This is a genomic window from Flavobacterium sp. LAR06 (assembly GCF_041946075.1).
In the GTDB taxonomy this organism is placed as follows: Bacteria; Bacteroidota; Bacteroidia; order Flavobacteriales; family Flavobacteriaceae; genus Flavobacterium.
Genome location: NZ_JAUTYT010000006.1, coordinates 241,198 through 265,069, shown reverse-complemented (window position 1 = coordinate 265,069; position 23,872 = coordinate 241,198). Strand labels below are relative to the sequence as shown.

The 23,872-nt window shown below is 32.8% G+C and carries 24 protein-coding genes; 16 read left to right on the top strand and 8 right to left on the bottom strand.

Annotation, left to right across the window (positions count from 1 at the left end; translation table 11 throughout):
• Positions 1 to 11: 11 nt before the first annotated feature.
• Positions 12 to 899: a hypothetical protein gene (locus tag Q7C23_RS11030; protein WP_375032570.1), complete on the bottom strand. Its 888-nt coding sequence runs from the start codon at positions 897 to 899 to the stop codon at positions 12 to 14.
• Between the two features lie 343 nt (positions 900 to 1,242).
• On the opposite strand from Q7C23_RS11030, the gene Q7C23_RS11025 reads away from it, so the two are divergent.
• From Q7C23_RS11025 to Q7C23_RS10965, 13 genes are all read left to right on the top strand, one after another.
• The gene (locus tag Q7C23_RS11025) at positions 1,243 to 1,422 is read left to right on the top strand and encodes a hypothetical protein (RefSeq protein WP_375032569.1); all 180 of its coding nucleotides are present in this window, start codon (positions 1,243 to 1,245) and stop codon (positions 1,420 to 1,422) included.
• A 52-nt stretch (positions 1,423 to 1,474) separates the two neighbouring features.
• Positions 1,475 to 3,178: an ATP-binding protein gene (locus Q7C23_RS11020; RefSeq protein ID WP_375032568.1), complete on the top strand. Its 1,704-nt coding sequence runs from the start codon at positions 1,475 to 1,477 to the stop codon at positions 3,176 to 3,178.
• Positions 3,179 to 3,185: 7 nt separating this feature from the next.
• Positions 3,186 to 3,854 carry a response regulator gene (locus tag Q7C23_RS11015; RefSeq protein WP_375032567.1) on the top strand — a complete coding sequence of 223 codons (669 nt, stop codon included), beginning with the start codon at positions 3,186 to 3,188 and terminating at the stop codon, positions 3,852 to 3,854.
• A 278-nt stretch (positions 3,855 to 4,132) separates the two neighbouring features.
• The gene (locus tag Q7C23_RS11010) at positions 4,133 to 4,444 is read left to right on the top strand and encodes a DUF4236 domain-containing protein (protein ID WP_375032566.1); all 312 of its coding nucleotides are present in this window, start codon (positions 4,133 to 4,135) and stop codon (positions 4,442 to 4,444) included.
• A gap of 2 nt (positions 4,445 to 4,446) precedes the next feature.
• Complete coding sequence (locus Q7C23_RS11005; protein WP_375032565.1) at positions 4,447 to 4,779, top strand: excalibur calcium-binding domain-containing protein; 333 nt, start codon at positions 4,447 to 4,449, stop codon at positions 4,777 to 4,779.
• 12 nt (positions 4,780 to 4,791) lie between these two features.
• Positions 4,792 to 5,187: a hypothetical protein gene (locus Q7C23_RS11000; protein WP_375032564.1), complete on the top strand. Its 396-nt coding sequence runs from the start codon at positions 4,792 to 4,794 to the stop codon at positions 5,185 to 5,187.
• Positions 5,188 to 5,190: 3 nt separating this feature from the next.
• Positions 5,191 to 6,459 carry an ABC transporter permease gene (locus tag Q7C23_RS10995; RefSeq protein ID WP_375032563.1) on the top strand — a complete coding sequence of 423 codons (1,269 nt, stop codon included), beginning with the start codon at positions 5,191 to 5,193 and terminating at the stop codon, positions 6,457 to 6,459.
• Positions 6,460 to 6,463: 4 nt separating this feature from the next.
• Positions 6,464 to 7,369 carry a hypothetical protein gene (locus tag Q7C23_RS10990; protein WP_375032562.1) on the top strand — a complete coding sequence of 302 codons (906 nt, stop codon included), beginning with the start codon at positions 6,464 to 6,466 and terminating at the stop codon, positions 7,367 to 7,369.
• Positions 7,370 to 7,380: 11 nt separating this feature from the next.
• A complete protein-coding gene (locus Q7C23_RS10985; RefSeq protein WP_375032561.1) occupies positions 7,381 to 8,445 on the top strand; it encodes a type I restriction endonuclease in 1,065 nt (354 codons plus the stop codon).
• A gap of 77 nt (positions 8,446 to 8,522) precedes the next feature.
• Positions 8,523 to 8,933, top strand: a complete 411-nt coding sequence (locus Q7C23_RS10980) for a hypothetical protein (RefSeq protein ID WP_375032560.1) — start codon at positions 8,523 to 8,525, stop codon at positions 8,931 to 8,933.
• An 11-nt stretch (positions 8,934 to 8,944) separates the two neighbouring features.
• Positions 8,945 to 9,154 (top strand): hypothetical protein, encoded by a 210-nt coding sequence (locus Q7C23_RS10975; protein ID WP_375032559.1) that lies wholly within the window; start codon positions 8,945 to 8,947, stop codon positions 9,152 to 9,154.
• Positions 9,155 to 9,391: 237 nt separating this feature from the next.
• The gene (locus tag Q7C23_RS10970) at positions 9,392 to 10,744 is read left to right on the top strand and encodes a GH1 family beta-glucosidase (RefSeq protein WP_375032558.1); all 1,353 of its coding nucleotides are present in this window, start codon (positions 9,392 to 9,394) and stop codon (positions 10,742 to 10,744) included.
• A gap of 34 nt (positions 10,745 to 10,778) precedes the next feature.
• A complete protein-coding gene (locus Q7C23_RS10965; protein ID WP_375032557.1) occupies positions 10,779 to 10,943 on the top strand; it encodes a hypothetical protein in 165 nt (54 codons plus the stop codon).
• Positions 10,944 to 11,044: 101 nt separating this feature from the next.
• Here the strand turns inward: Q7C23_RS10965 and Q7C23_RS10960 are convergent, their stop codons facing one another.
• From Q7C23_RS10960 to Q7C23_RS10950, 3 genes are all read right to left on the bottom strand, one after another.
• Positions 11,045 to 11,491, bottom strand: a complete 447-nt coding sequence (locus Q7C23_RS10960) for an SRPBCC domain-containing protein (protein WP_375032556.1) — start codon at positions 11,489 to 11,491, stop codon at positions 11,045 to 11,047.
• Between the two features lie 561 nt (positions 11,492 to 12,052).
• Positions 12,053 to 12,280 (bottom strand): hypothetical protein, encoded by a 228-nt coding sequence (locus Q7C23_RS10955; protein ID WP_375032555.1) that lies wholly within the window; start codon positions 12,278 to 12,280, stop codon positions 12,053 to 12,055.
• A gap of 169 nt (positions 12,281 to 12,449) precedes the next feature.
• A complete protein-coding gene (locus tag Q7C23_RS10950) occupies positions 12,450 to 12,818 on the bottom strand; it encodes a hypothetical protein (RefSeq protein ID WP_375032554.1) in 369 nt (122 codons plus the stop codon).
• Positions 12,819 to 13,044: 226 nt separating this feature from the next.
• Between Q7C23_RS10950 and Q7C23_RS10945 the strand changes: the two genes are divergently transcribed.
• The gene (locus tag Q7C23_RS10945; protein WP_375032553.1) at positions 13,045 to 14,178 is read left to right on the top strand and encodes a nuclear transport factor 2 family protein; all 1,134 of its coding nucleotides are present in this window, start codon (positions 13,045 to 13,047) and stop codon (positions 14,176 to 14,178) included.
• Between the two features lie 362 nt (positions 14,179 to 14,540).
• Here the strand turns inward: Q7C23_RS10945 and Q7C23_RS10940 are convergent, their stop codons facing one another.
• The gene (locus Q7C23_RS10940) at positions 14,541 to 15,173 is read right to left on the bottom strand and encodes a hypothetical protein (protein ID WP_375032552.1); all 633 of its coding nucleotides are present in this window, start codon (positions 15,171 to 15,173) and stop codon (positions 14,541 to 14,543) included.
• A gap of 642 nt (positions 15,174 to 15,815) precedes the next feature.
• Between Q7C23_RS10940 and Q7C23_RS10935 the strand changes: the two genes are divergently transcribed.
• Both Q7C23_RS10935 and Q7C23_RS10930 read left to right on the top strand, forming a co-directional pair.
• The gene (locus tag Q7C23_RS10935) at positions 15,816 to 16,013 is read left to right on the top strand and encodes a hypothetical protein (protein ID WP_375032551.1); all 198 of its coding nucleotides are present in this window, start codon (positions 15,816 to 15,818) and stop codon (positions 16,011 to 16,013) included.
• 70 nt (positions 16,014 to 16,083) lie between these two features.
• Entirely contained in the window at positions 16,084 to 17,790 is a 1,707-nt protein-coding gene (locus tag Q7C23_RS10930; RefSeq protein ID WP_375032550.1) for an ATP-binding protein, read from the top strand.
• A gap of 130 nt (positions 17,791 to 17,920) precedes the next feature.
• Here Q7C23_RS10930 and Q7C23_RS10925 read toward each other — a convergent pair whose 3' ends face one another.
• From Q7C23_RS10925 to Q7C23_RS10915, 3 genes are all read right to left on the bottom strand, one after another.
• The gene (locus tag Q7C23_RS10925) at positions 17,921 to 19,360 is read right to left on the bottom strand and encodes a TolC family protein (protein ID WP_375032549.1); all 1,440 of its coding nucleotides are present in this window, start codon (positions 19,358 to 19,360) and stop codon (positions 17,921 to 17,923) included.
• Positions 19,353 to 22,520: an efflux RND transporter permease subunit gene (locus Q7C23_RS10920; RefSeq protein WP_375032548.1), complete on the bottom strand. Its 3,168-nt coding sequence runs from the start codon at positions 22,518 to 22,520 to the stop codon at positions 19,353 to 19,355. Before Q7C23_RS10920 ends, Q7C23_RS10925 begins: the two co-directional genes overlap by 8 nt.
• Positions 22,521 to 22,621: 101 nt before the next feature.
• Positions 22,622 to 23,704, bottom strand: coding sequence for an efflux RND transporter periplasmic adaptor subunit (locus Q7C23_RS10915; RefSeq protein ID WP_375032547.1), 1,083 nt, complete (start codon positions 23,702 to 23,704; stop codon positions 22,622 to 22,624).
• Positions 23,705 to 23,872 lie beyond the last annotated feature (168 nt).

The following is a 23,872-nucleotide window of genomic DNA, read 5'->3' as shown; positions in this document are numbered from 1 at the left end:
GGAGGTTTTTTTTATTTTTCTAAAGTTTTCTTTGCATACTTATTTACTATATGCTGGGATACAGGTTTTAGCGGCTTCTTACTTATTGGATGTTTACCATCAGTATTAAAAAAATCAACTTTATTATCAATTTTGGAATACCAAACAATTGATTCCCGATTAGGTTTAAAACAAATTGTCGTGTCACAAACCTCGATTTTTCTGAAATTTAACAAATTATCATCTCGTTGAATTACATCATTTAAATTCCCTTCAATTGGTTTATCACAAGTAACAATTTCATAATGATTATCAGACCATTGCATGCAACGCTTCTTTATAATCGCAAAATAGATTGTCGCTGCAATTAAACTAAAAATAAGAGCTGTTGTAATCATTGCAAGTTTTGATTTATTGAATAGTCTTTCAAAAAATTTCCTTTTATTTTTCAATGAACTTCCATTTCCTTCTTTACAAATTGCATCATCTTTTCTTCCCTCGTTATTATTTGATTTAGGATGAAAAAAGTTTTGAGGTAAATTATCTTCCTTAGTTATACTTTCTTCATCTTGAAATTTTCTAAATGGTCTCATCTGAAAATTAATCAAAATAGCAGCCATTTCAATTCTCTGTCTATTTTCTGTATTACCTCCTTGTAAAAAAGAGATTATAGGTTTCAACTTCTCAATATTACAGTTTTCAATTGCTTTTTTTAATGACGAATTTTCATTAGCTCTTAAAAACATTTTTATAATCTCTTCATCAATTTTACTCAAACCTTTTTCCAAAAGTCTAAGATAAAAATCTCTTAATTGTGCAGGTGTTGGATCAGATAAAACACCAGACATGTCTTCTTCAATTGCTAATTTATAATTAGCTCTAATCGCTGTTTTATAATCTTCAATGGTAAAATTACTCATAAGCTATACGGAATTATTCGAAATATCGGAATGATCCGAAAAACCGGAAACACTTAGCAATACAGGCTTGTAAGCGCCAGATCTTTGCCATAACAAAATTAGTTATTGTTCGATATCGCGATAAGAACAAATGTACAAAACTAGTTCACTTAAAAAGTATGGAAAACCGTAAGACGGAGTTTATCCGGGAAGTATAGATAAAATCTTACTGTTCTACATACTTCACTTCCCAAACAAAAATTCAAAAAACAGACCGCAGGGCGCGGTTTGAAAATCAGCAAAAAGAATTCGATTTCATTATCGAACCGGCTGACCTATGTCAAATTTTTAACAACGAAGTAAGATGAAAAAAGTTTATATATTAGCGTGTTTAGTTGCCAGTGGGGCATTCGTATCTTGTACAAATGATGATGAAACATCAGATAACAAATCAGCAAAGGAGGTAAAAAAAGAAATCAGCCCAGCTTCATACGCTGGTCCAGATGATGATCCAGTAATTATAGATCCACCAAAAAAAGGCTAGTAAAGACCTAGTTGTCTATATTTTATTGCTAAATTCGGGGAAAGTAACTTTTATGGTACGATCCCCGTTTTTATGTCTACTTGTTTTGCTCTTTTTTCTTTCGTGTGAAGAAAAATTGCCGCATTTAATTAAATCAAATCCTTCTAAGAAAGAAGCTTCTCTTTTACAAGAAAAAGCTCTTTTATTTTTCCAAAAAAACAACTACGACAGTTCCTTTTATTATTTTAATAAATCTAAAATTGTTTACGAAAAATTAAAAGACAGTAGCAATATTGCCTTCAGTTTAATTCAAATGGGAAATATTCAGCAAGTAAATGGTGATTATTACGGAAGTAAAGAGACATTGACAGAGGCGTTACCCTACATTACAAATGACAAAAATTATCTAACTGCAGTTAATAATTTTTTTGGTATTGCAGATAAAGAACTCTCTATTTATGATGATGCTATTTTTTATTATAAAGAAGCGATTAAAAATTCTAAAGACCACGCGGCAAAACAAGCTCCAATAAATAATATTGCTGTTGTATATATAAAACAAAAAAAGTACGACAAAGCTATTTCTCTCTTAGAATCAATTCTAAACAAAAAAACATCTGAAATAAGATCACAAAAAAGTAAGGGAAGAGTTTTAGATAATTTAGGCTATGCTTATTTTAAAAAAGGTTTATATGAAAAAGGACTTTTGCTCATGAATCAAGGTCTTGAATTAAGAACTCAACTTGAAGATTCGTACGGTCATATTCAAAGTTGTTTACATTTAGCCGAATATTACTCCAAAACCGATTCTAAAAAGTCTAATGAATATGCTCAATTAGCTTATCAAATTGCTACAAAGCTTAATAGCGTTGATGAACGATTAGAAGCTTTATCTTTTTTAATGACAAATAATTCTGGTAACGATACAGCTTATGCCCAAAAATATGTTCGTTTAAACGACAGTATTATTAAAATCAGAAACAACTTCAAAAACAAGTTTGCAAAGATTAAATACGATTCAAAAAAAGAGAAAGACGAAAATCAGAAACTTCGTTTAGAAAAAGCCGAAAATCTACTATCACTTCAGGAAGCCAAATATCAAAAGATAGTGGCTGGAATTGGTATTATCTTTCTGATTATTGTAATAGTCATTCTCGTAAGATATTACCGAAATCAAAGCCGTATTGAAAAAATAAAAACAGCTTACGATACTGAAACACGAATTGCGAAGGATATTCATGATGAACTCGCCAATGATGTTTTTTATGCCATAACTTTTGCACAGACACAATCATTAACAAAAGAAGATATAAAAGAAACTCTATTACAAAAACTTAATCACATTTATACCCGTGTTCGTGGAATTTCTAGAGAAAATAATACTATTCAAACCGGGGCAGATTATTCCATTCACTTAAAAGAAATGCTCTCTACTTATAATAGTGATAACACAAATGTCATTATAAATAACATTGAAAAAGTAAATTGGGACACTGTTGAGGATATTAAAAAAATAGCCATTCATAGAGTATTGCATGAATTAATGGTAAACATGAAAAAACACAGCGAAGCTTCGCTTGTCGTTCTAAAGTTTGAAAGTTCTGCAAATGTCATTGAAATCAATTATACAGATAACGGAAAAGGCTGCGAAAAAGATAAAATTATCAAAAATGGTCTACAAAATATGGAAAACCGTATTCTGGCCATAAAAGGAACTATTACTTTTGACTCTGAACCAGAAAAAGGATTCAAAGTAAAAATATCCATGCCTAAATAAATGTCTTATGTTTAAAAAAGTAATAATAGCCGAAGATCTGGATGCCATCAGTTTAGGAATCGAGCAAGTCTTAAAAGATTTAGATATTACAAATTTTCAACATTCAAAATATTGCGATGATGCTTTTCTGAAAATACGTGCGGCTATTCATCAAAATGAACCATATGATTTATTAATAAGCGACCTTTCCTTCAAGACAAATCATCGTGAAGTAAAAATCACTAATGGTGATGAACTGGTTCAAAAAGTTCGAGCGTTACAGCCTGACATCAAAATTATTGCCTATTCAGTTGAAGATAAAAATTACCGAATTAAATCACTTTTTGATAATGCAGAAATTGATGCCTTTGTATTAAAAGGTCTTAACAGCATTGAAGAATTAAAAAAAGCAATTCATATTACCTCAACTTCAGATCAAAAATTTATTTCACCCGAGGTTGCTTCTGCCCTTCAGGAAAAGAACAATTTTGAAATAGATGATTTAGACATTCAGATTTTAAAACATTTATCATCCGGAACGCCACAGGATGAAATCATACAAATCTTTAAGGACTTGGGTATAAAACCCAACAGTAAAAGTGCCATGGAAAAAAGACTTTCTAAACTAAAAGATTTTTTCAAAGCAAATAATACCGTGCAATTGGTTTTTATTGCAAAAGATATGGGGATTATTTAACCTCAACTGCACTATAATTTTAAAAGCTCCTTCAGGAGCTTTTTTTATTTCTTAAAACTAATTTTTCAGGATTATGGATTTCCGTAAAATACTGGTTTTAAATAGGTTTAAGTTTGGATTATAAAATTAATTAAAACCAAAAATCATGAAAAATTATTATGTAAATAACACCGAACAAAAAAATGGAGATCACGAAGTTCACACTGATGAATGTCCATATTTTAAAGTTATTGTCAGTAAAAAGTACTTAGGTCTTTTTTCGAGCTGTAAACCTGCAGTTGAAGAGGCAAAAAAAACTTACCCACAATCTGACGGATGTGCATATTGCTGCTCTGAATGCCATAAAAGATAATTATCTCATGGGCTTTCGATTTCAAAAGAGAATTAAACTTGGGGGAGGATTGGGATTAAACATTAGTAAATCTGGAATTTCTCCAAGTTTAAGAACAAAAATGGGAACATTTAGCAAAAACGGTTATTCTGTAAAAACAGGTATATCTGGAGTGAGATACCAAAATAGCGGCTGTATCGTATTATTTGCATTTACAGGAATCATAACATTTTTAATTTTCACACTAAAACATTTATAATCATGGGATATAGAAAAGGATATTATAAAAAAGACGGAACTTATGTTCAAGGGCATTTCGCTAATACAAGGTCAAGATCTTACACGAAGAAAAACAGCGGATGTATCCTCATTTTTTTTCTATCAATACTAATTGGATCTGTAATTTCTTGCTCAGAATCTTCAGATACATCAGATGGATCAAGCAACACTTCAAGCTCAAATTGCCCGACCAAAACCTGCGGCGATTTTTCATCTCAATCTTCAGCACAATCAACTTATAACAGCAACAAAAAATGCTATAAAAATTTGGATTCTGATGGAGACGGAATAGCATGCGAAAATTTAGGCAAATAAAAATCTAAAACAATGATAACACTAGAACTAAAAAGTCACTTCCTAAGATTATATCAAATGGCATTATCTGATGATCAATTTGATGTATTAGAACTGCAAATGATGTATCATTTTGCCGATGAAAGAGGAATTCCAAGAGAAGAACTGGATAAACTTTTTCTAAATCCAATTAATACTGAACTTATTATTCCTGAAGAATTAAATACCCGAATAGAATATTTATATGATTTTACAAGAATCATTTGGGCTGATGGAAAAATTACTGATGATGAATTAAATATGCTTAAAAAGTATTGTAGAAAATTTAATTTTTTGGACGAAAACATTAATGAACTTTCTTCCTATCTCATTGATTGTGTTCAGAAAAATATACAAAAAGAAGAAATTATTAGTCAATTAAATTCTTAAGCTATGAAATCACTCACACAACTATTCAGTATAAAAAAAACTGACGATTCTCCTATCAAAACTTTTGATGACAATGAAGAAGATAGAGAACAAATAAGAATAACCTATTATCAAAGTGGTTTTGCTGCATCAGTAAAAGCAACTGGGAAACCAATTGTTTTAAAAGCATGTTTACAGAATCTATATATGAGTTTTGAAGATCAATGCCGCAAGCAAAAACTTGAGCAAGATCGCTTAAAGCAGCCTTATCGTGAAGAGCAGGAAAAAAACAGAACGGAACTTAAAAAATCTGAAGCCGCAATAGGAATTTTCGAAAAGAAAGAACAGGATATTAATGATGAAATTGACCAAATAAAAAATGATATTATCGAAGTCAAACGTAATCCTGATAAATACGGAATTGAAGATGGCAAAGGCTTAAAAGCACAATTTTATATTGGTTTATTTTTATTATTCCCAATAACTCTTTATTTATTAGTCTTTTATATTTCGGCGTCGTATTCTGCTTTTTTCAAGGAATTTGCAAATGATAGTTTGACAGCTGCCATTTTTGATGCAGATGCTTTAACAAATTCTTTTAAAGCAAGTTGGCTTGAAGGTGTTTTAGTGATTACAATTCCGTTTGTATTTATGGGATTAGGTTATGTAATTCATATGGTTCAAAAAGAAAAAGGTATTAAGAACATCTTTAGAATAATTGGATTATTTGTAACAACATTTTTATTTGATGCTCTTTTGGCGTATCAAATTGAAAAAAAGATTTACGAGTTTAACAAAACAACAGATTCTGCTCCTTACAATTTAAATATTGCATTAGGCGAAGCTGAATTTTGGATGATCATATTCGCAGGATTTGTAGTTTATATTATTTGGGGACTTGTTTTTGATTTTGTAATGAAAGAATTTGAAAACATAGATAAAATCAGGGCTTTCATAAGAGGTAAAAAAGAAAAACAAATAGACTTAAATAAAGTGAAGGTTGATGTTATTGCTAAAATCAATGATTTTAAACAACAGGTGATTACTATCAACGGAAAAATTTCAGAATTACAGTCTAAAATTGATGGCTTTGTTTTTCCTGTCAAAGAATATCTTCATTATCATCACCAGTATAAAGAAGGTTGGTTCCAGGCAATTAACACTGAAATAGCTTTACCACACAAAGAAAAAGTAGAATTGTTGGAAGGTTGCGAAGACTTATCTGAAGAGCACCTTGGTAAACTGAATTTAGTTGACCCCGACTTTCAACATTTAGTATATTCTAAAAACTAGTACGATGAAAAATATTTTCAAAACAATACTAATGGCTGTATTATTAGTTTCTATTTTTTCATGCAAACAAGATACTCATAAATATGAGAACGAAATTTCCATTAAAAACTATGGAGCAGAAAATTACAACCTCAGCATCCTAATCGATTTATCAGATAGAATTAGCCTTAAAAAAAATCCAAATCCAACGATGGAATATTTTCAAAGAGATTTGGGTTATATAAAATCAGTTTCTGAAACTTTTACACAGCATTTAAAAGAAAAAAGGATAAGGCAAATTGATGACAAAATGCAATTGTTTTTTAATCCGGAACCTTTAGATCCAAAAATTAATTCAATCTCTAAAGATCTAAGAATTGTCATTGATAAAAATAATGCATCAAAAGGTTTTCTAAACTCTATAAATGCAAATTATACCGCACAAACTTCCAAAATTTACACCTCAGCGATAAAAGATGATAATTATATAGGGTCTGATATTTGGAGCTTTTTCGACAATAAAGTAAAAGATCAATGTATTGAAAATGGATATCGAAATATACTTATTGTTCTTACTGATGGCTATATATATTATGATGGTACTTTAATAAAAGAAAAAAACAGAAGTACTTATATTACTCCGGAACTTATTCGCAAAAATGGTTTAAACACTCAGGATTGGGAAAAGAAAATAAAAGATCAGGATTTTGGATTCATTAAAATAAATAGTGATTTATCTAATCTCGAAGTTTTAGTCTTAGGAATAAACCCAAGTAAAAGCAATCCATACGAAGAAAAAATAATAAAAGCATATTGGACTAAATGGCTTGCCGAAATGAACATAAAACATTTTGAAATTAAAAATGCCGATTTACCATCGAATATGGACAAAATCATCAATGATTTTATATTAAAAAAACAACAAATCTAAATTTTACTATTATGGAAATCAATATTCAACTTAAATCACTGGCTGACAAAATCACACAGCTTAAAAGCAAAATTGAGACTGAAGAGTCTACAAAACATGCATTTGTATTACCCTTTATCCATATTTTAGGATATGATGCATTTAATCCATTAGAAGTTGTTCCAGAATTTACAGCTGATTTGGGACTTAAAAAAGGAGAAAAAGTAGATTATGCAATTTTTCAAAATGGTGAGCCCATTATTATTGTTGAATGCAAAAGTTGGAAAGAAAAATTGACCGTTCATAATTCGCAATTATTTCGATATTTCCATGTCACTAAAACAAGATTTGCATTATTAACAAATGGAATTACGTATCAATTCTTTACGGATTTAGATGATCAGAATAAAATGGATGAAAAACCATTTTTGGAATTTGATATTACCAGCCTTAAAGAAAATACAATTAATGAAATTGCGAAATTTCATAAAACAAATTTTAATGTTGATAACATTGTAAGTAATGCCAGTTCGTTGAAATATATCAAAGAAATTAAAAAGCAAATCAACGCCGAATTAGAAAATCCTTCTAATGATTTCACTAAACTTTTTGCGAATAAAGTCTATGCCGGAAGACTTACGGAAAAAGTAGTTGATGAATTCAAAGACTTAGTTCAAAAATCAGTTAGTCAATATATTAATGAAAAAATTAATGATAGGTTGAATGCTGCGCTTACTAAAGAAACAATTAAACAGCAGGGCGAAGAAATTGCAGTAGTTGAAGAGGAAAATAAAGTTACTACAACTGATGAAGAACTAGACGGCTATCGTATTGTAGTTGCCATTTTGCGACGAAAATTGCCAACTAACCGAATAGTACATCGCGATACACAATCTTACTTTGGAGTTTTATTAGATGACAATAACCGTAAACCTTTATGCAGACTTCATTTAAATGGTGGCAAAAAATATATCAGTCTTTTTAATGACAATAAGAATGAAACAAAATCTGCTCTTTCAAGTATTGATGACATTTATCAATTTGAAAAAGAGTTACTAGAAACTGTTGCGCTATATGAAACTGAACAAAGTAATTAATCCAGTATAACTACGCATTTATAAAATATCAGTTCCAATTACTTTTATCAGGCATTAAATATTTTACACAAAAGCCTATGCTAAAAAACTACTTACTATCATTTTTCATGGTAACTATAGTTTCCTGTAAAAAAGCAGCTGCTCCGCCTCCTCAAAAAATAAACACGTTTTACAAGGAGGTGATTACAGCTGACGACCGCAAAACTGTTACGCCAGAAGAAGCCAAAACTTATCATGTAGATGATGTTTATGAATACAAATACAGGACAGGGAATTCTGGACATTATGAATATAATTATGATGTAAAAGGAATAAACAGCGTTGGTGATTCTGTTTTCGGAAACATTAACGTTTCCGGAAAATATGGTGCCGGAATATTGCTTAATGATTCTATTGCTGATCTTGAAATTAATACCGAGTGGATCTCTTTTGGAAAACTAAAAGCAACTGATAAAAAAGGAAATGAATACCAATTAATCGTCAAATAAAAGTCGCCCCAATGAAATATACCCTACTCTTTTTATTTATGTTCCTGACCTCTTTTCATCCCGTTGAGACCAAAGTATATATATGCGGCCCAACGGGAGCAAAGAAATATCATTATAATGAAAATTGCCGCGGACTCACCGCCTGCCGACACGTATTAACCAAAGTAACACTTGCCCAGGCACAAGGCTACGGATTGACTCTTTGCGGCTGGGAAGACTAACGCTTTTTAGCATACATTTAATATCTTAACAATTTAATAATCTTACCGTTACGATCAATTCACATTAGTTTTATTAATTTGAGTAAAACTAAATATTATGAAATTCTTCAATCTAAATTTTCTGGTTTCATTCAAAGAATGGCTTTTTTTAAGAGCGATGCATTCTACTTTCCTTCATTAATAAATTTATTAGTTTAAAATAAATTATTAGTTTAAAAAATAAGGAAAGTCAATTGAATGAATAAAGTTGAGAAGTCATTTTTACACAAAGACCAATTTGGACAAGATTTCTTGTGGGGTGTTTCTACCGCCGCTTTCCAAATTGAAGGAGCACATGATGCCGATGGAAAAGGTTCTTCGATCTGGGACGTTTTTACCTCTCAAAAAGGGAAAGTAAAGAATGGACATCATGCCCTAACGGCTTGCGATTTTTATAATTCGTACCAAAACGATATTAATTTAATCAGCCACTTAAACATTCCGAATTTCAGGTTTTCGATTAGTTGGCCCAGAATTATGCCAACAGGAACGCATACTGTAAATCAGGCTGGAATTGACTACTACAATAAAATCATTGATTCTTTACTTGAACAAGATATCGAACCCTGGGTGACGCTTTATCATTGGGACTTGCCACACGCACTCGAAGTAAAAGGCGGATGGACCAATCGCGATTCGGTTTCCTGGTTTTCTGACTATGTCGCGGTTTGTGCAAAACACTTTGGTGATCGGGTAAAAAACTGGATGGTTATCAACGAACCTTCTGTTTTTACCGGAGCTGGTTATTTTCTGGGAATTCATGCTCCCGGAAAAAAAGGAATTACCAATTACCTAAAAGCGATGCATCACGTAACGTTGGCTACAGCTGCCGGCGGAAAAATACTTAGAGAAAAAGTCGCAGATGCGAACATCGGAACTACTTTTTCCTGTACGCATATTGAGCCTTTTTCTCAAAATGCAAAAGATATTGAAGCGGCGAAACGCGTTGATACTTTATTGAACAGAACTTTTATAGAACCTATTTTAGGAATGGGTTATCCTCAGAATGACTTGGCAGTACTTAAAAAACTGAACAATTATATTAAAGAAGATGACCTCAACAATCTGGCCTTTGATTTCGATTTTATCGGACTTCAATGTTATACCCGAGAAATTGTAAAAGCTTCGTTATTGACTCCCTACATTGGTGCCGAATTGATTAGTGCCGAAAAAAGAAATGTCATCGCAACCGACATGGGTTGGGAAGTCTATCCTCCTGCCCTATACCATATCTTAAAAAGATTTAATGCATATGAAGGCATCCGAAAAATTATAATTACGGAAAATGGCGCCGCTTTCCCGGACACCGTTACCAATGGAAAAGTTTACGATATCAAACGTACACACTTTATTCAGGATCATTTAGAGCAAATCCTAAAAGCTAAAGAAGACGGTTTGAATGTTGAAGGTTATTTTGTGTGGAGCCTTACCGACAATTTTGAATGGGCCGAAGGTTACAACGCCCGTTTCGGATTAATACATGTTGACTTTGAAACACAAAAAAGAACCATCAAACATTCCGGTTTATGGTTTCGCGATTTCTTATCTTAAACAAAAGTTCTGATAAACTAAAAATAGCAATCTTATGGAGATCAATTGGCTTATTATTTCAGCAATCGTAATTGGAGTTGTTATATTAGTATATTTTCTAATCAAGCAAAATAAAAAAGACCGCAAAAAAATCGAAGAAGAATTAAACTACACTAAAAAATCTGATGAAGTGGAGATTAATGATGATCATAATTTGTAAGGATTTTTAGAAGCTAGACCTACTATGCACAATATCCTTCGCCGCATGTGGTTTACTTATATTTTCATAGCTGCTACGTTCATTATTCTTTCTCTATAATTTTAAAGGTTATCACCTAATAGTTGTTTAAGTTTTAAGAATGTACTTTGCCATCCTTTTACATAGTCATGTTTTGAACCGTTTCCGAAATTCATATGTTCAAACTGCATTTTCGTTGATTTACCCTCTTCAGTTAGCAACAAAACAATAAAAGATTCTACGCTGGGTTCGCTTTTCCAATGCCAGGTAAACGTTAGCTTACTTAATTTTTCAATCTCGGTATAAATGCCATGACAAGTATGCTCGGTCTGGTCGGCATCTTTAAAAACTACTTCAAAACTACCACCTGACCTGACATCTAGTTTTGCACTTAATACTTTTCCTTTGGGATCAGATCCAAACCACTTCATTATAACATTAGGTTCGCTCCACGCTTCCCACACTTTTTCAACTGAAGTATGGATTATAGTCTCGATAAATAGTGAGTCTTTAAATGTTTCCTTGTCCATAATTTTAGTAAACTAATAATTAAATTAGAAAAATTGTCTGTTACAATGACCGTGAATGTTCTGCCACTATAGCGGTTTTGGCACTAAATTAAATCCATTTTTCTGATTTGCCACATAATCTTACATACAAAACCAACTTTCCATTAAGACAATTGCCCAAATCCGTTGTAGCTGTTGGCGGTTCGGTCATTTTAACGTCTAAATTTCAGATTTAAATCTATTTTAATTTTCAATATTTAGTTCATAATCAAAATAATCATCTAACATTTCTCTTCTTTGTTCAATAGTGAATTTTTCATTTCTAATCATTAATCCAATAAGTGGGTCTTTATAATCTACCATATCAATAATCATATTTTTGTGGCTTGGTAAACTTTCAAAGGCTTTTTTTAGTTCCGTAAATTTTTCAATATCTGACTTTATTAGATATTCTTTGAATAATATTCGGCATTTTTCAGTTCGGCTAACTTTCCCGCTTAATTCATCTAATATATCTTCAACTTCTGTAATAAAATCTTCTTTTGTTTTGTAGCTAAAAAAATTACTAATTTCAATTTCTCCCTAATTTGGCAAAAATAATTTTGAACCATTTGGTATACTAACTAGAATTTTTTTCGAGTAAACTTTTTCTTTAAATTCATCTAAACTTACCAATTCCCAACAGAATATTTTTCCATCCTCATATATAACAATTTCTGTAAGCCAAAAATTGGAATTTTCAATGATTGCTGGTATAATAATTCCATTTATAACTTTTCCTTGTTCTTCTCGGAATGTTTTATTCTTCATTTAGTTTTCTGCATTTTGGTTGTGACTGACCGCCAACTTTTTTATATGTATGATAAAATCATACATAGCTAGCTACCCAAATTAAGATAGATATGTATGATATTAATCACGCATTATTTTTTCAGGGAAAGTATTTTTTTAATTAAAAAAAGGTTTTATTCACAACTACTTATCTTTGAAATCTAAATTTATACTGCTGTTTTAAAAGTCCAATATGGATCTTGCCATTCTCTTTTAAGTGCGCAGTCAAAAGAATGTATTTTTCTTCGGGATAGTTTATATCATAACTAAAGACAGTATCTTTTACTTTAACCTGAAGCAGATGTTTTCCATCACCTGATGTTGACAATGCTACTGTTTCATACGAAGGCAGCGCATTTGTTGCATTCAAGTTAATATCCTGAACTTTCTTTTTATCCAGAAGTACTTCCAGTTTTAATTTATCAAGTTTCATATTCGTTGGCTGTTCAATCGAGACAACATATTTTTTACAACCGAAAGTTGATAAAAGAATGAATAGTATTAGGAGCTTTTTCATAAAAATGTTTTTAGTTACAAGTGATCGACTCTATTGTAATATTTTATAAATATAAATAATTTTATTACAAATCAATTATCCGGAAATAGCAAGTTTTTGTCATTTTCAACTCCTCAAAAAACTATTTTTTGTCCTAATTTATAAATCAGTACTCCTGAATTATAAATTTATTCCGGTTCAAACATCCCCAATGATAGCTTTGCGAAAATTTTAATTCTAAAAGCTTATGAAAAAAATCATCTATTTTATCACACTGGTATTTTTACCAACTTGTTTATTGGCACAAACAGAAGAAGAGGCAGCTATTAAAAAATGTATTCAGAATTACATTGATGGTACCTCATACAACAAACCGGAAAGCATCGAAAAAGCATTTTATCCGGAGGCCAATTTATTTTTAAGCCATAAAGACAAAGAGTTATGGATTGTTCCGATTAGTGAATATACTTCATGGTTTAAAAATGATAAGCAGGGACAGTTTAATGGTCGAATAGGCCGAATTATTTCAATTGATTTAGATAACAATATAGCTCTGGCTAAAGCAGAAATACTAATACCCGACAAAAAAATGGAATTTATTGATCTTTTTTTACTCAAAAAGATTCAGGGCGAATGGAAAATAATCAGTAAATCGGCGAGTAGTACAAAGAGTAATAAAACGGGGCAGCAAATCCTTTTTATTGTTTCAAATGCTCATTATTATGGAAAATCAACCATCACCACCGGCAATAGTTTTGCTGAAATAGTAAACGCCTATAATACTTTTAAAATAGCAGGCTATAACGTCGATTTTGTAAGTCCTGAAGGAGGAAGTATTCCATTAGCCTACATCAATACCTCCGACACTTTACAAAAGCAATATTTATTTGATCCGGATTTTATGTATGCTATAAAAAACACTAAAAAGCCAGAAGAAATAGATTCCAAAAATTATAAAGCGGTTTATTACGTTGGTGGTGGAGCTGCTATGTACAATGTACCAGAGAACAAGCAAATTCAAACTATTGCATTAAAAGTATATGAAGAAAATAAGGGCATTATCTCTTCTGTTTGTCATGGGACTGCCGGAATTGTAAACTTAAAAACAAATGACGGCAAATATTTAGTAGCTGAGAAAAAAATTAGCGGTTACCCCGATTCCTTCGAAAAACAAGATGGGGCCTATTTTAAGCACTTTCCGTTTTTAATTCAAAAGACAATTGAAGCAAGAGGTGGCACTTTTAAGTTTTCCAAAGGTGATGTTTCACATGTAGAAACGGATGGAAGAATTGTTACCGGGCAAAATTTTCAATCATCAAGCGACGTAGCTTTAAAAATTATAGAAATACTAAATAGTTCAAAAACAAATAAGGAACTTTAGTAGTAACTGATCTGCAAAAATGAAAAAACGTAAGCTTGCAAAATAAAATTTGCAGGCTTTTTTTTATCCTTTTTCCAGGAAATTATTCTCTCAAAAAAAAACATTATTTCTTGAAATAGTTACCTAATAATTCTGAAAAAAAATATGCCTTTTTGAGCAAAAAAAATCGCTATTTCCTTGATATTTATTAGGTTTATCGATTTATTTTTCTTATCTTTATAGTATAAATAACAGATAATATATGCCAAAAAACAAACTATTTCAAAGCCAAAATTACTTCTTAAAAAATTATTCTTTTTACTTCTTTACGCATTTTATTTTTCGAAAAAATGCTTTCCATTATTCTTTAGAAACTTTGCTTTCTAATCTTTTTTCTGCACAAAATATAAAAGCGCAGAAGACATCAAAGCGACAGCTCCAATTCCTATCGTAATTATTTTTCGTGGATATATTTTCTGACCTATTTTTTTAGAAAATGTAGCTGCAAAATCAAACCAAAGATTTCCTTTTTTAGGATGCTCTTTCGACTCTTCATGTTCATTTTTCACTAAACACTCTACGCCTATGACTTCTTTCTCTATTTCAACAACTGCATTAGCTTTATCCGTAATCTCAATTTGTTTTACTTCTTCAATTCTATATTTTTCATTAAATTTTTTAAAAGGCCGCGGTTGAAAATCGACCATAACTGCTGCGAGATTTATTGCATCAATATTTGATGGATCTGTTTCGCCTTTAAAGAAAGTTTCAATAGGCCTGAACTTGTCTTTTTGTTCCTTAAACTTATTTTTTTTAGTATGATCAAAATCTAAACAAAATAAATTTCTAAAAACATTTAGGTCCTCTTTCGTTGGGTTATTCTCGAAAATAAGCCAGCACAAGTCACGGAGTTTTCCGCGGGAAGGGTTATACAAAAAATCAAAATGTTCTGCTTCTTTTTCTATCTCGTATTTAATTTTAATCGCTTTTTTATATTCTTCTAATGTATGATGCATGGTATTTTTTAAGATTTTTTGGAATCTCAGAAAAACGTAACAATTCTGATAATTCCGTATAAAAAAAGACTTCAAAGCGCCTTTATTTTTCCGTAGAAATTAGTTCCCGTTTTATGTACTGATTAAAACAAATATATAAAACTAGTTCAAATTAAAAATGTGGAAAACCGTAAACGGGCTGATTTCTTCAAAACTCCATTTTTCATCTTTTTTTAATAGTCCGAGACAACCTTTTTAGTGGTTTTTATCTCTATTAAATAAAGGTCGGGTGTGGTTTTACATTCACAAAACATGTTCTAACAAACCTAATTTAGTATGCATTGCATTTTGTTTTTTAGGAATTCGCGGGAATCTCAGGAAAACGCGGGAATTCCGGGAATCCCTTATCAACAACGGGCTAAAAGCGCCCTTCCTTTGCCATAGAAATTAGTTCACGTTTTGTCTGCAGATTAAAACAAAAATATAAAACTAGTTCAAATTAACATTGTGGAAAACAGTAAGACCGAGTTTATTCGGGAAGTATAAATAACGTCTTACAGTTCTACACTTTTTACTTCCCAAAATCAATTTGGTGTCGCCATTAACAAGCGCCGGAATATTCCGGACGGCCATACCCATGTCTAATTTCTAAATTAAATTAAAATGAAAAAACTATTACTTTTAAGCGCTTTCGCTTTGCTATTTACTATATTTTCTTGTACTCCGGATGAGATTGAAACTCAAACAAAAAAGAAAATCGAAAAGAATACTAATCCTATCCAGGCTGAAATTCCTATTCCTGGTGGTCCTGGTGATGGTGATCCTACGATACCACCCCCTACACCGCCAACGAAACCATAAAAGATTAAGATCAATAAATATATATTTTTAGTATTTAATTAATTACTATTTTCGGGGAAAGTAAATTTATATGTTACGGTCCCCGTTTTTTTATTTCATTATACTGCTTTTTCTTTTTTCCTGCCAGGAAAAAAAGGCCATTACTACTAATTCAGAACCCTTACAAAAAGAAGCACTTAGCTTACGAGATAAAGCAATCGAAAATAAAAACAAACAAAACTTTAATACTGCTTTTTACGAGTTCAATAAATCAAAGCAACTTTATGAAACTTTAAAAGACAGTGCCAATATAGGCTATATACTTATTGAAATGTCAAAAATTCAACAAGTCAACGGTGACTACTATGGCAGTAAGGAAACAGTGACCGACGCATTACCTTACGTTAAAAAAAACAGAGTCTACTTAGGTATCATAAATAATAGATTAGGCATTGCTGACAAAGAACTTTCTCTTTATAACGATGCCATTGTTTATTATCAGGAAGCAGCAAAACAATTGACCGATCCTGTAGAAAAACAAATACCCTTAAGCAATATTGCACCCATTTATATCCAGCAAAAAAAATACGATAAGGCCATTACACTTCTGGAATCTATCTTAAATAAAAAAATATCAAAAAAGCTTTCTCACGAATCTTTATCAAGAATGGAAGATAATCTGGGTTATGCCTATTTTAAAAACGGGATGAATGAAAAAGGATTCTCTTTAATGAATGAAGCGATCCATAGAAGAAACGAAATCAAAGACACTTATGGAAGTATTGAAAGTTATTTGCATCTGGCTGATTACTATTCCAAAAAAGACATTCAAAAATCTGATGAAAATGCTTTTAAGGCTTACAATATTGCTACCAAACTAAATAGTGTTGATGAAAGATTAGAAGCGCTTCAAATTATAATTTCAAATAATCACAGTGGACAGCACAGTAAATATGTACAACAGTATTTTAAGCTAAACGACAGTATTATTAAGATTAGAAATAACTTTAAAAATAAATTTGCCAAAATTAAATACGATGCTAAAATAGAAAAAGATGAAAACGCAAAACTTCGTTTAGAGAAAGCAGAAAATCTATTATCCCTTCAAAAAGCTAACTATCTACGAATTGTTTTTGGAATTGTTTTTATTTTTCTAGTCATTTTAATAGCCATTTTAATCCGCTATTATAAAAATAAAAACAAGACTATAGCATTTAAAACTTCGTATAATACCGAAACCCGAATTGCTAAAAAAATCCATGACGAATTAGCAAACGATGTGTATCATGTCATTGCTTTTGCTGAGTCTCAACCCTTATCGAAAGAAAGTATCAAAGAGAATCTACTCGAAAAATTAGATGATATTTACGGACGTGTTAGAGGAATTTCAAAAGAGAACAATAGAATTGAAACCGGAATCGACTTTACCAACAGCATAAAAGAAATGCTTTTGGCTTTTAATACCAATGAAAGAAATATCATTGCCACTAATTTAGAAGATATCAACTGGGAAATTATTGACGAGACAAAAAAGATTACCATCAGCCGAGTTTTACAGGAATTAATGGTGAATATGAAGAAACATAGTAAGGCAAGTTTAGTGCTTATAAAATTTGAAAATGACCACAAATCTATTTTAATACACTACACTGATAATGGTGTAGGATGCGAAAAAACGAAGATGACAAAAAATGGCCTCCAAAACATGGAAAGCCGTATTCAGGCCGTTAAAGGAACTATTGATTTTGATACAGAACCTGATAAAGGGTTTAAGGTAAAAATTTCAATGCCGAAGTAAAGTGAAATTCCAATATTTAAATTCTAAATTCCTCAGCTCATAACTCTTATTCTTTCCTCTCTATACAAAAAAAACCTCCCAGAATTTTACTTCTGAGAGGCCTCTGCTAATAACTAATTAAAATGGTATTCTACTTCCAACCCCCGCCCAAGTCTCTGTAAACATGAACTGCGGCATTGAGTTGTTCTTTTTTAGTATCGATCAGTTCTAATTTCGATTCTAATGCATCACGTTGTGTCATTAAAACTTCAAAATAATCCACTCTGGCAGATTTAAATAAATCATTAGAAACATCAATCGAAGTGTTTAAGGCATCAACCTGTTGTGATTTTAGATCATAACTCTTTTGAAGGTTATCGATTTTAGAAAGCTGATTAGATACTTCTAAATAAGCGTTTAGAATTGTTTTATCATAATTGTATAAAGCCTGAAGCTGTCTTGCATTGGCGCTTGAAAACTCCGCTTTAATTGCATTTCTGTTAATCAAAGGAGCTGCAAGATCTCCAGCCAAAGAATACAAAATTGATTCAGGGAAAGTGAACAAATAAGAAGGTTTAAAAGCCTGAACTCCAAACGCTGCAGAAATATCAAGTGACGGATAAAATTCGGCACGAGCTACTTTTACATCTAATTTGGCAGCAACCAATTCTAATTCGGCCTGTTTCACATCAGGACGGTTCATCAACAATTGAGATGGCATACCGGCGCTAACTGAAGCTGGCAACAACGTTAAGAAGTTGGTATTTGTTCTTTTAATTTCCTGCGGATAACGTCCTAACAAGAAATTAATTTTATTCTCATTTTCTTTGATTTGCTGTAGGATATCAAACTCCAGACTTTTTGAAGTTAAAACCTCAGCCTCAAATTTCTTAACACCCAATTCTGTTGCTCTCGCCGCTTGCTTTTGAATTTTTACAATTTCCAAAGCATTTGACTGCAACTTGATCGTTTGTTTTACGATATCCAATTGTGTATCTAAAGCCAATAATTCATAGTAAGAATCGGCTATTTCAGCAATAAGATTGGTTACCACAAAGTTCTTGCCTTCAACCGTAGCCAAATATCTGTTTACGGCCGCTTTTTTAGAATTGCGCAGTTTTTTCCAGATATCAACTTCCCAGTTGGCATAAGCTGCAATCGTAAAATCTCCAAGTGGATCAGGTGTTTCTACACCTGGTTTTATTTCTGTAGTGGCATCACCAGCCCCTTGGCTGGTGTACCTACCTACTTTCTCTACTCCAGCTCCAGCGCGTACTCCGACAGTTGGTAATAAAAGGCCTTTGCGAACCCTAACATCATTTTTTGCTATTTCGATTTCCTGTAGCGTCATGTTTAACTCCTGATTGTTTTTCAGGGCCACATCAATCAAATCAACAAGGTTTTGATCTTTAAAGAACTCATTCCATTTTACAGTAGACGTATTGGTTGTATCCTGCGCTTTTGCAATACCAAATGCTTCAGGAACGGGTGTGCTGGTCGTTGCCGTCTCTGCTGCCGGAGCTTTACAGCCCGCAACAGCAAGACATAAACCTACCGCAACACTATATTGATATAATTTGAATTTAGACATGATTGTTATCAATTTCTTCAGTTAATGGATTTTCTTCTTCATTTTTAATCAGTTTGTGTTTCTCTGCTATTCTTCCGAAAATGTAGTACAATCCCGGAATTACAAATACCCCACAAATAGTTCCGATAAGCATACCTCCGGCAGCAGCAGTACCAATGGTTCTGTTACCAATTTTACCCGGACCAGAAGCAAATGCAAGCGGCAATAATCCCGCAATAAAAGCAAATGAAGTCATCAAGATTGGACGGAACCTCGCTTTCGCTCCCTCCATTGCAGCTTCAAGAACTGTTTTACCGGCTGCATGTCGCTGTATCGCAAACTCTACAATCAATACGGCATTTTTACCTAATAAACCAATAAGCATTACCATCGCAACCTGAGCGTAAATGTTATTCTCTAATCCTGTTACTTTCAATAAAAGGAAAGCTCCAAAAATACCTGCCGGTAAAGAAAGGATTACTGATAATGGCAAAATAAAACTTTCGTATTGTGCAGCCAAAACCAGATAAACGAATCCTAAACAGATCAGGAATACCCAAATTGCCTGATTTCCCTGTGCTACCTCATCGGCAGAAATACCCGCCCAGTCAATATCAAATCCCCTTGGTAATTTTTTAACCGCCACTTCCTGAATTACTTTAATCGCCGTTCCGGAACTATATCCAGGAGCAGGACCACCACTAATTTCTGTTGAGGTATACATATTATGTCTCGTAATTTCTGAAAGACCGTATACTTTTTCTAATTTCATAAAGGCAGAAAAAGGAACCATTTCATCACGGTCATTTTTTACATACAGTTTCAAAATGTCATCTGGCTGTGCACGATATTCCGGCGCCGCCTGAACGATTACTTTGTAGTTAATTCCGTATTTAATGAAGCTGATCTCGTAGTTACTTCCCACAAGAGTTGACAAGGTGTTCATCGCATTTTCGATAGAAACTCCTTTTTGCTGTGCCAAATCATTGTCGACTTTCATCATGTACTGCGGAAAACTCGCACTAAAGAAGCTAAACACGTTTGATAGCTCCGGACGTTTGTTCAGTTCTTCAACAAACTCTTTATTAACCTCTTCTACTTTCTTGAAATCACCTGCACCTGTTTTATCCAGTAAACGAAGTTCAAATCCACCTGCTGCTCCATATCCTGGTACTGCTGGCGGTTGGAAAAATTCGATATTAGCACCCGGAATATCTTTCGATTTTTCTTCCAGTTCGATCATAATTTCTTGTACCGATTGTTTACGATCGTTCCAGTCTTTTAAGTTGATCAAACAAGTTCCCGCGTTAGATCCGGTACCTTCAGTCAAAATTTCGTAACCTGCCAATGAAGAAACTGATTTTACTCCTTCAACCGTTTCGGCTATTTTTTGCAATTTCTCCGCAATATTATTGGTTCTTTCTAATGATGAACCCGGCGGTGTCTGGATAATCGCATAAAACATTCCCTGATCCTCATTCGGAATAAATCCTGAAGGTACAGTACTACTAATCAACCATGTTCCGGCACAAAATCCAAGAAGTGCTATAATAGTAACGGCTCTTCTGTTTACGATTTTAGCTAATACATTTTGGTATTTACCCTGAGCAAGATTAAACTTGTTATTAAAACCATCTATAAATCGGTTTACAGGTGTTTTCTTTTTAGGTGTTCCGTGATTGTTTTTCAACATCATCGCACAAAGTGCCGGTGTCAAAGTCAAAGCCACAATACCTGAAAGGATAATCGCCGTTGCCATTGTAATCGAGAACTGTCTGTAAAATACTCCAACCGGACCAGACATAAACGCCACCGGAATAAATACCGCCGCCATTAAGAATGTAATCGCCACAATAGCTCCTGCAATCTCGTGCATCGCTTTTTTAGTTGCTTTCAATGGCGAAAGATGTTCTTCCTCCATCTTGGCGTGAACGGCCTCGATAACCACAATCGCATCATCGACGACGACCCCAATTGCTAAAACCAATGCAAACAACGTAATTAAGTTCAACGAAATATCAAAGAAGGTCATGAACACAAAGGTTCCTACCAGTGAAACCGGTACCGCAATTGCCGGAATAACCGTAGATCTCCAGTCTCCTAAGAAAAGGAATACTACCAAACCAACCAATATAAAGGCTTCAATTAAAGTGTGAATTACTTTTTCGATAGAAGCATCAAGGAATTTAGAAACGTCATACGAAATTTCGTAATCCATTCCTTTTGGGAATTTTTGCTTGATTTTTTCCAGTTTCGCTTTTACATCTTCAATAACCTGATTTGCATTACTACCAAAAGATTGTTTCAGTACAATAGCCGCAGATGGTCTTCCATTCAAATTAGAATAGATATCATACATCGAACTGCCAAATTCAATTTTAGCAATATCTTTCAAACGTAAAAGTTCTCCGTTACTATTTGATTTTACTACGATATTCTCATATTGTTCTTTGGTTGTAAAACGTCCGGAATATTTTAATACATATTCAAATGCCTGAGAACGTTTACCAGAACTTTCACCCGTTTTACCAGGAGAAGCTTCCAAACTCTGACTTGATAATGCTTCCATTACTTCATCAGCAGAAATTTTGTAAGCCAACATACGATCTGGTTTTAACCAAATACGCATCGCATATTCACGTGTTCCTAAGATATCTCCGGAACCAACTCCGTTTACCCTTTTTAATTCTGATAATACGTTGATATCGGCATAGTTGTAAAGAAACTTCATGTCGGTATTTTTATCCGTACTATAAAGATTCACATACATCAACATACTTGGAACCTCACGGGTGATCTTTACACCTTCTCTAACTACCAAAGGTGGTAGTTTATTCGTAACCGAAGCCACACGGTTTTGTACGTTAATTGCTGCCTGATTCGGATCTGTACCCAAATTAAATACTACCTGAATACTCGCTTCACCATCATTTCCGGCATCAGAAGTCATATATTTCATTCCCGGAACTCCGTTCAGAGCTCTTTCTAATGGAATAACAACTGATTTGATCATCAATTCACCATTTGATCCAGGATAATCTGCCGTAACGTTTACCATCGGTGGCGAGATGGAAGGAAACTGGGTGATTGGTAAATTCATCACCGACAATATTCCTAAAAAGACAATAACCAGCGATATTACTATCGACAGAACGGGTCTTTGTATAAATTTATTAAACATTTTTGTATTTTTTTAATGATTAAACCAAAACGAAAATTGGCAACTGTTTCAAGTTTCAGGTTTCACATTGCGCACTGAACCTGAAACCTGAAACAAAACTTCTATTCTGCTTTTACGCGTAAATGATTAATTACCGTTTGAGGAGATTGGAATTCATATTTAATTTTGTCGTTCTCTTTTACTTTCTGAACTCCTTCAAGTAGGATTTTATCATTTTCAGTAAGTCCCGTTTTTACTACATACAAATCAGGTACTTCACCAGTAATGGTGATTTCTTTTGAACTCACTTTATTGTCTTTACCAATCACAAAAACATACTTTTTATCCTGAATTTCGTAAGTCGCTTTTTGCGGAATTACAATAGCATTTTTAAGAGGAACCAGCATTTGAACTTTTCCTGTTTCACCGTTTCTAAGTAATTTTTCTGAATTAGGGAATCTTGCTCTAAAAGCAATATTTCCGGTTTCATTATTAAACTCACTTTCGATAACTTCTACGTTTCCTTTGTATTTAAAAGATTCCCCATTAGCTAAAAGCAAATTCACTTTGTTCTCTGCACGGTCTTTTACATCTGTCTGATATTGAAGATATTCAGGTTCCGAAACATTGAAGTAAGCAAACATTTGGCTATTGTCTGAAAGGCTGGTCAACAATTCACCTTCGTCGATAAGACTTCCTAATTTTAATGGAATACGGTCGATTGTTCCGTCAAACGGAGCTCTGATTTCAGTAAATGATAAATGAAGTTTTGCCAATGCAACCTCAGCCTTTGCTGATTGTAATTTTGCCTGAGCTACACTTAATTCGTTTTTAGAAACGATATTTTTATCTGCCAGTAATTTTGAATTTTGTAATTCAATTTCTACTGATTTTTGTTCAGCCTGCGCTTTCAGTAATTCAGCCTGATACATATTTGGCATAATTTTGAACAACAACTGTCCTTTTTTTACAAACTGACCTTCGTCAACATAAATGTTTTGTAGAAACCCTTTTTCCTGGGCGCGGAGTTCGATATTTCGAACAGATTTAATCTGTGAAACATACTCTTTGGTAAATGAAGTGTCGATTTTTACAGGGCTTGTCACTGTAAATTTTTCAACTTCTTCTTTTTCTTCTTTTTTTGATGTACAACTGGTTAGGCACAACAAGGCAAGCATGCCCGTTAACACGATAATTCTTTTCATGATTTTAATGGAAATTTAAGCGATTGAAATGCTTGGAATGCGATGATTCCTTGAGATGAAAAAATGCATCAGCAAGCCTAAGTCGGATCTTAAAATTTCATATAAGAAGAAGTAGAAAAATATACATCAAAAGATATGCACGATCACAACAAAGGTGACTGATGTATA

What these genes read in the sequence shown, in the direction of transcription:
- Q7C23_RS11030 (WP_375032570.1), bottom strand. Translation starts at nt 899, where the DNA reads ATGAGTAATTTTACCATTGAAGATTATAAAACAGCGATTAGAGCTAAT.
- Q7C23_RS11025 (WP_375032569.1), top strand. Translation starts at nt 1,243, where the DNA reads ATGAAAAAAGTTTATATATTAGCGTGTTTAGTTGCCAGTGGGGCATTC.
- Q7C23_RS11020 (WP_375032568.1), top strand. Translation starts at nt 1,475, where the DNA reads ATGGTACGATCCCCGTTTTTATGTCTACTTGTTTTGCTCTTTTTTCTT.
- Q7C23_RS11015 (WP_375032567.1), top strand. Translation starts at nt 3,186, where the DNA reads ATGTTTAAAAAAGTAATAATAGCCGAAGATCTGGATGCCATCAGTTTA.
- Q7C23_RS11005 (WP_375032565.1), top strand. Translation starts at nt 4,447, where the DNA reads ATGGGATATAGAAAAGGATATTATAAAAAAGACGGAACTTATGTTCAA.
- Q7C23_RS11000 (WP_375032564.1), top strand. Translation starts at nt 4,792, where the DNA reads ATGATAACACTAGAACTAAAAAGTCACTTCCTAAGATTATATCAAATG.
- Q7C23_RS10995 (WP_375032563.1), top strand. Translation starts at nt 5,191, where the DNA reads ATGAAATCACTCACACAACTATTCAGTATAAAAAAAACTGACGATTCT.
- Q7C23_RS10990 (WP_375032562.1), top strand. Translation starts at nt 6,464, where the DNA reads ATGAAAAATATTTTCAAAACAATACTAATGGCTGTATTATTAGTTTCT.
- Q7C23_RS10985 (WP_375032561.1), top strand. Translation starts at nt 7,381, where the DNA reads ATGGAAATCAATATTCAACTTAAATCACTGGCTGACAAAATCACACAG.
- Q7C23_RS10980 (WP_375032560.1), top strand. Translation starts at nt 8,523, where the DNA reads ATGCTAAAAAACTACTTACTATCATTTTTCATGGTAACTATAGTTTCC.
- Q7C23_RS10975 (WP_375032559.1), top strand. Translation starts at nt 8,945, where the DNA reads ATGAAATATACCCTACTCTTTTTATTTATGTTCCTGACCTCTTTTCAT.
- Q7C23_RS10970 (WP_375032558.1), top strand. Translation starts at nt 9,392, where the DNA reads ATGAATAAAGTTGAGAAGTCATTTTTACACAAAGACCAATTTGGACAA.
- Q7C23_RS10965 (WP_375032557.1), top strand. Translation starts at nt 10,779, where the DNA reads ATGGAGATCAATTGGCTTATTATTTCAGCAATCGTAATTGGAGTTGTT.
- Q7C23_RS10960 (WP_375032556.1), bottom strand. Translation starts at nt 11,491, where the DNA reads ATGGACAAGGAAACATTTAAAGACTCACTATTTATCGAGACTATAATC.
- Q7C23_RS10955 (WP_375032555.1), bottom strand. Translation starts at nt 12,280, where the DNA reads ATGAAGAATAAAACATTCCGAGAAGAACAAGGAAAAGTTATAAATGGA.
- Q7C23_RS10950 (WP_375032554.1), bottom strand. Translation starts at nt 12,818, where the DNA reads ATGAAAAAGCTCCTAATACTATTCATTCTTTTATCAACTTTCGGTTGT.
- Q7C23_RS10945 (WP_375032553.1), top strand. Translation starts at nt 13,045, where the DNA reads ATGAAAAAAATCATCTATTTTATCACACTGGTATTTTTACCAACTTGT.
- Q7C23_RS10940 (WP_375032552.1), bottom strand. Translation starts at nt 15,173, where the DNA reads ATGCATCATACATTAGAAGAATATAAAAAAGCGATTAAAATTAAATAC.
- Q7C23_RS10935 (WP_375032551.1), top strand. Translation starts at nt 15,816, where the DNA reads ATGAAAAAACTATTACTTTTAAGCGCTTTCGCTTTGCTATTTACTATA.
- Q7C23_RS10930 (WP_375032550.1), top strand. Translation starts at nt 16,084, where the DNA reads ATGTTACGGTCCCCGTTTTTTTATTTCATTATACTGCTTTTTCTTTTT.
- Q7C23_RS10925 (WP_375032549.1), bottom strand. Translation starts at nt 19,360, where the DNA reads ATGTCTAAATTCAAATTATATCAATATAGTGTTGCGGTAGGTTTATGT.
- Q7C23_RS10920 (WP_375032548.1), bottom strand. Translation starts at nt 22,520, where the DNA reads ATGTTTAATAAATTTATACAAAGACCCGTTCTGTCGATAGTAATATCG.
- Q7C23_RS10915 (WP_375032547.1), bottom strand. Translation starts at nt 23,704, where the DNA reads ATGAAAAGAATTATCGTGTTAACGGGCATGCTTGCCTTGTTGTGCCTA.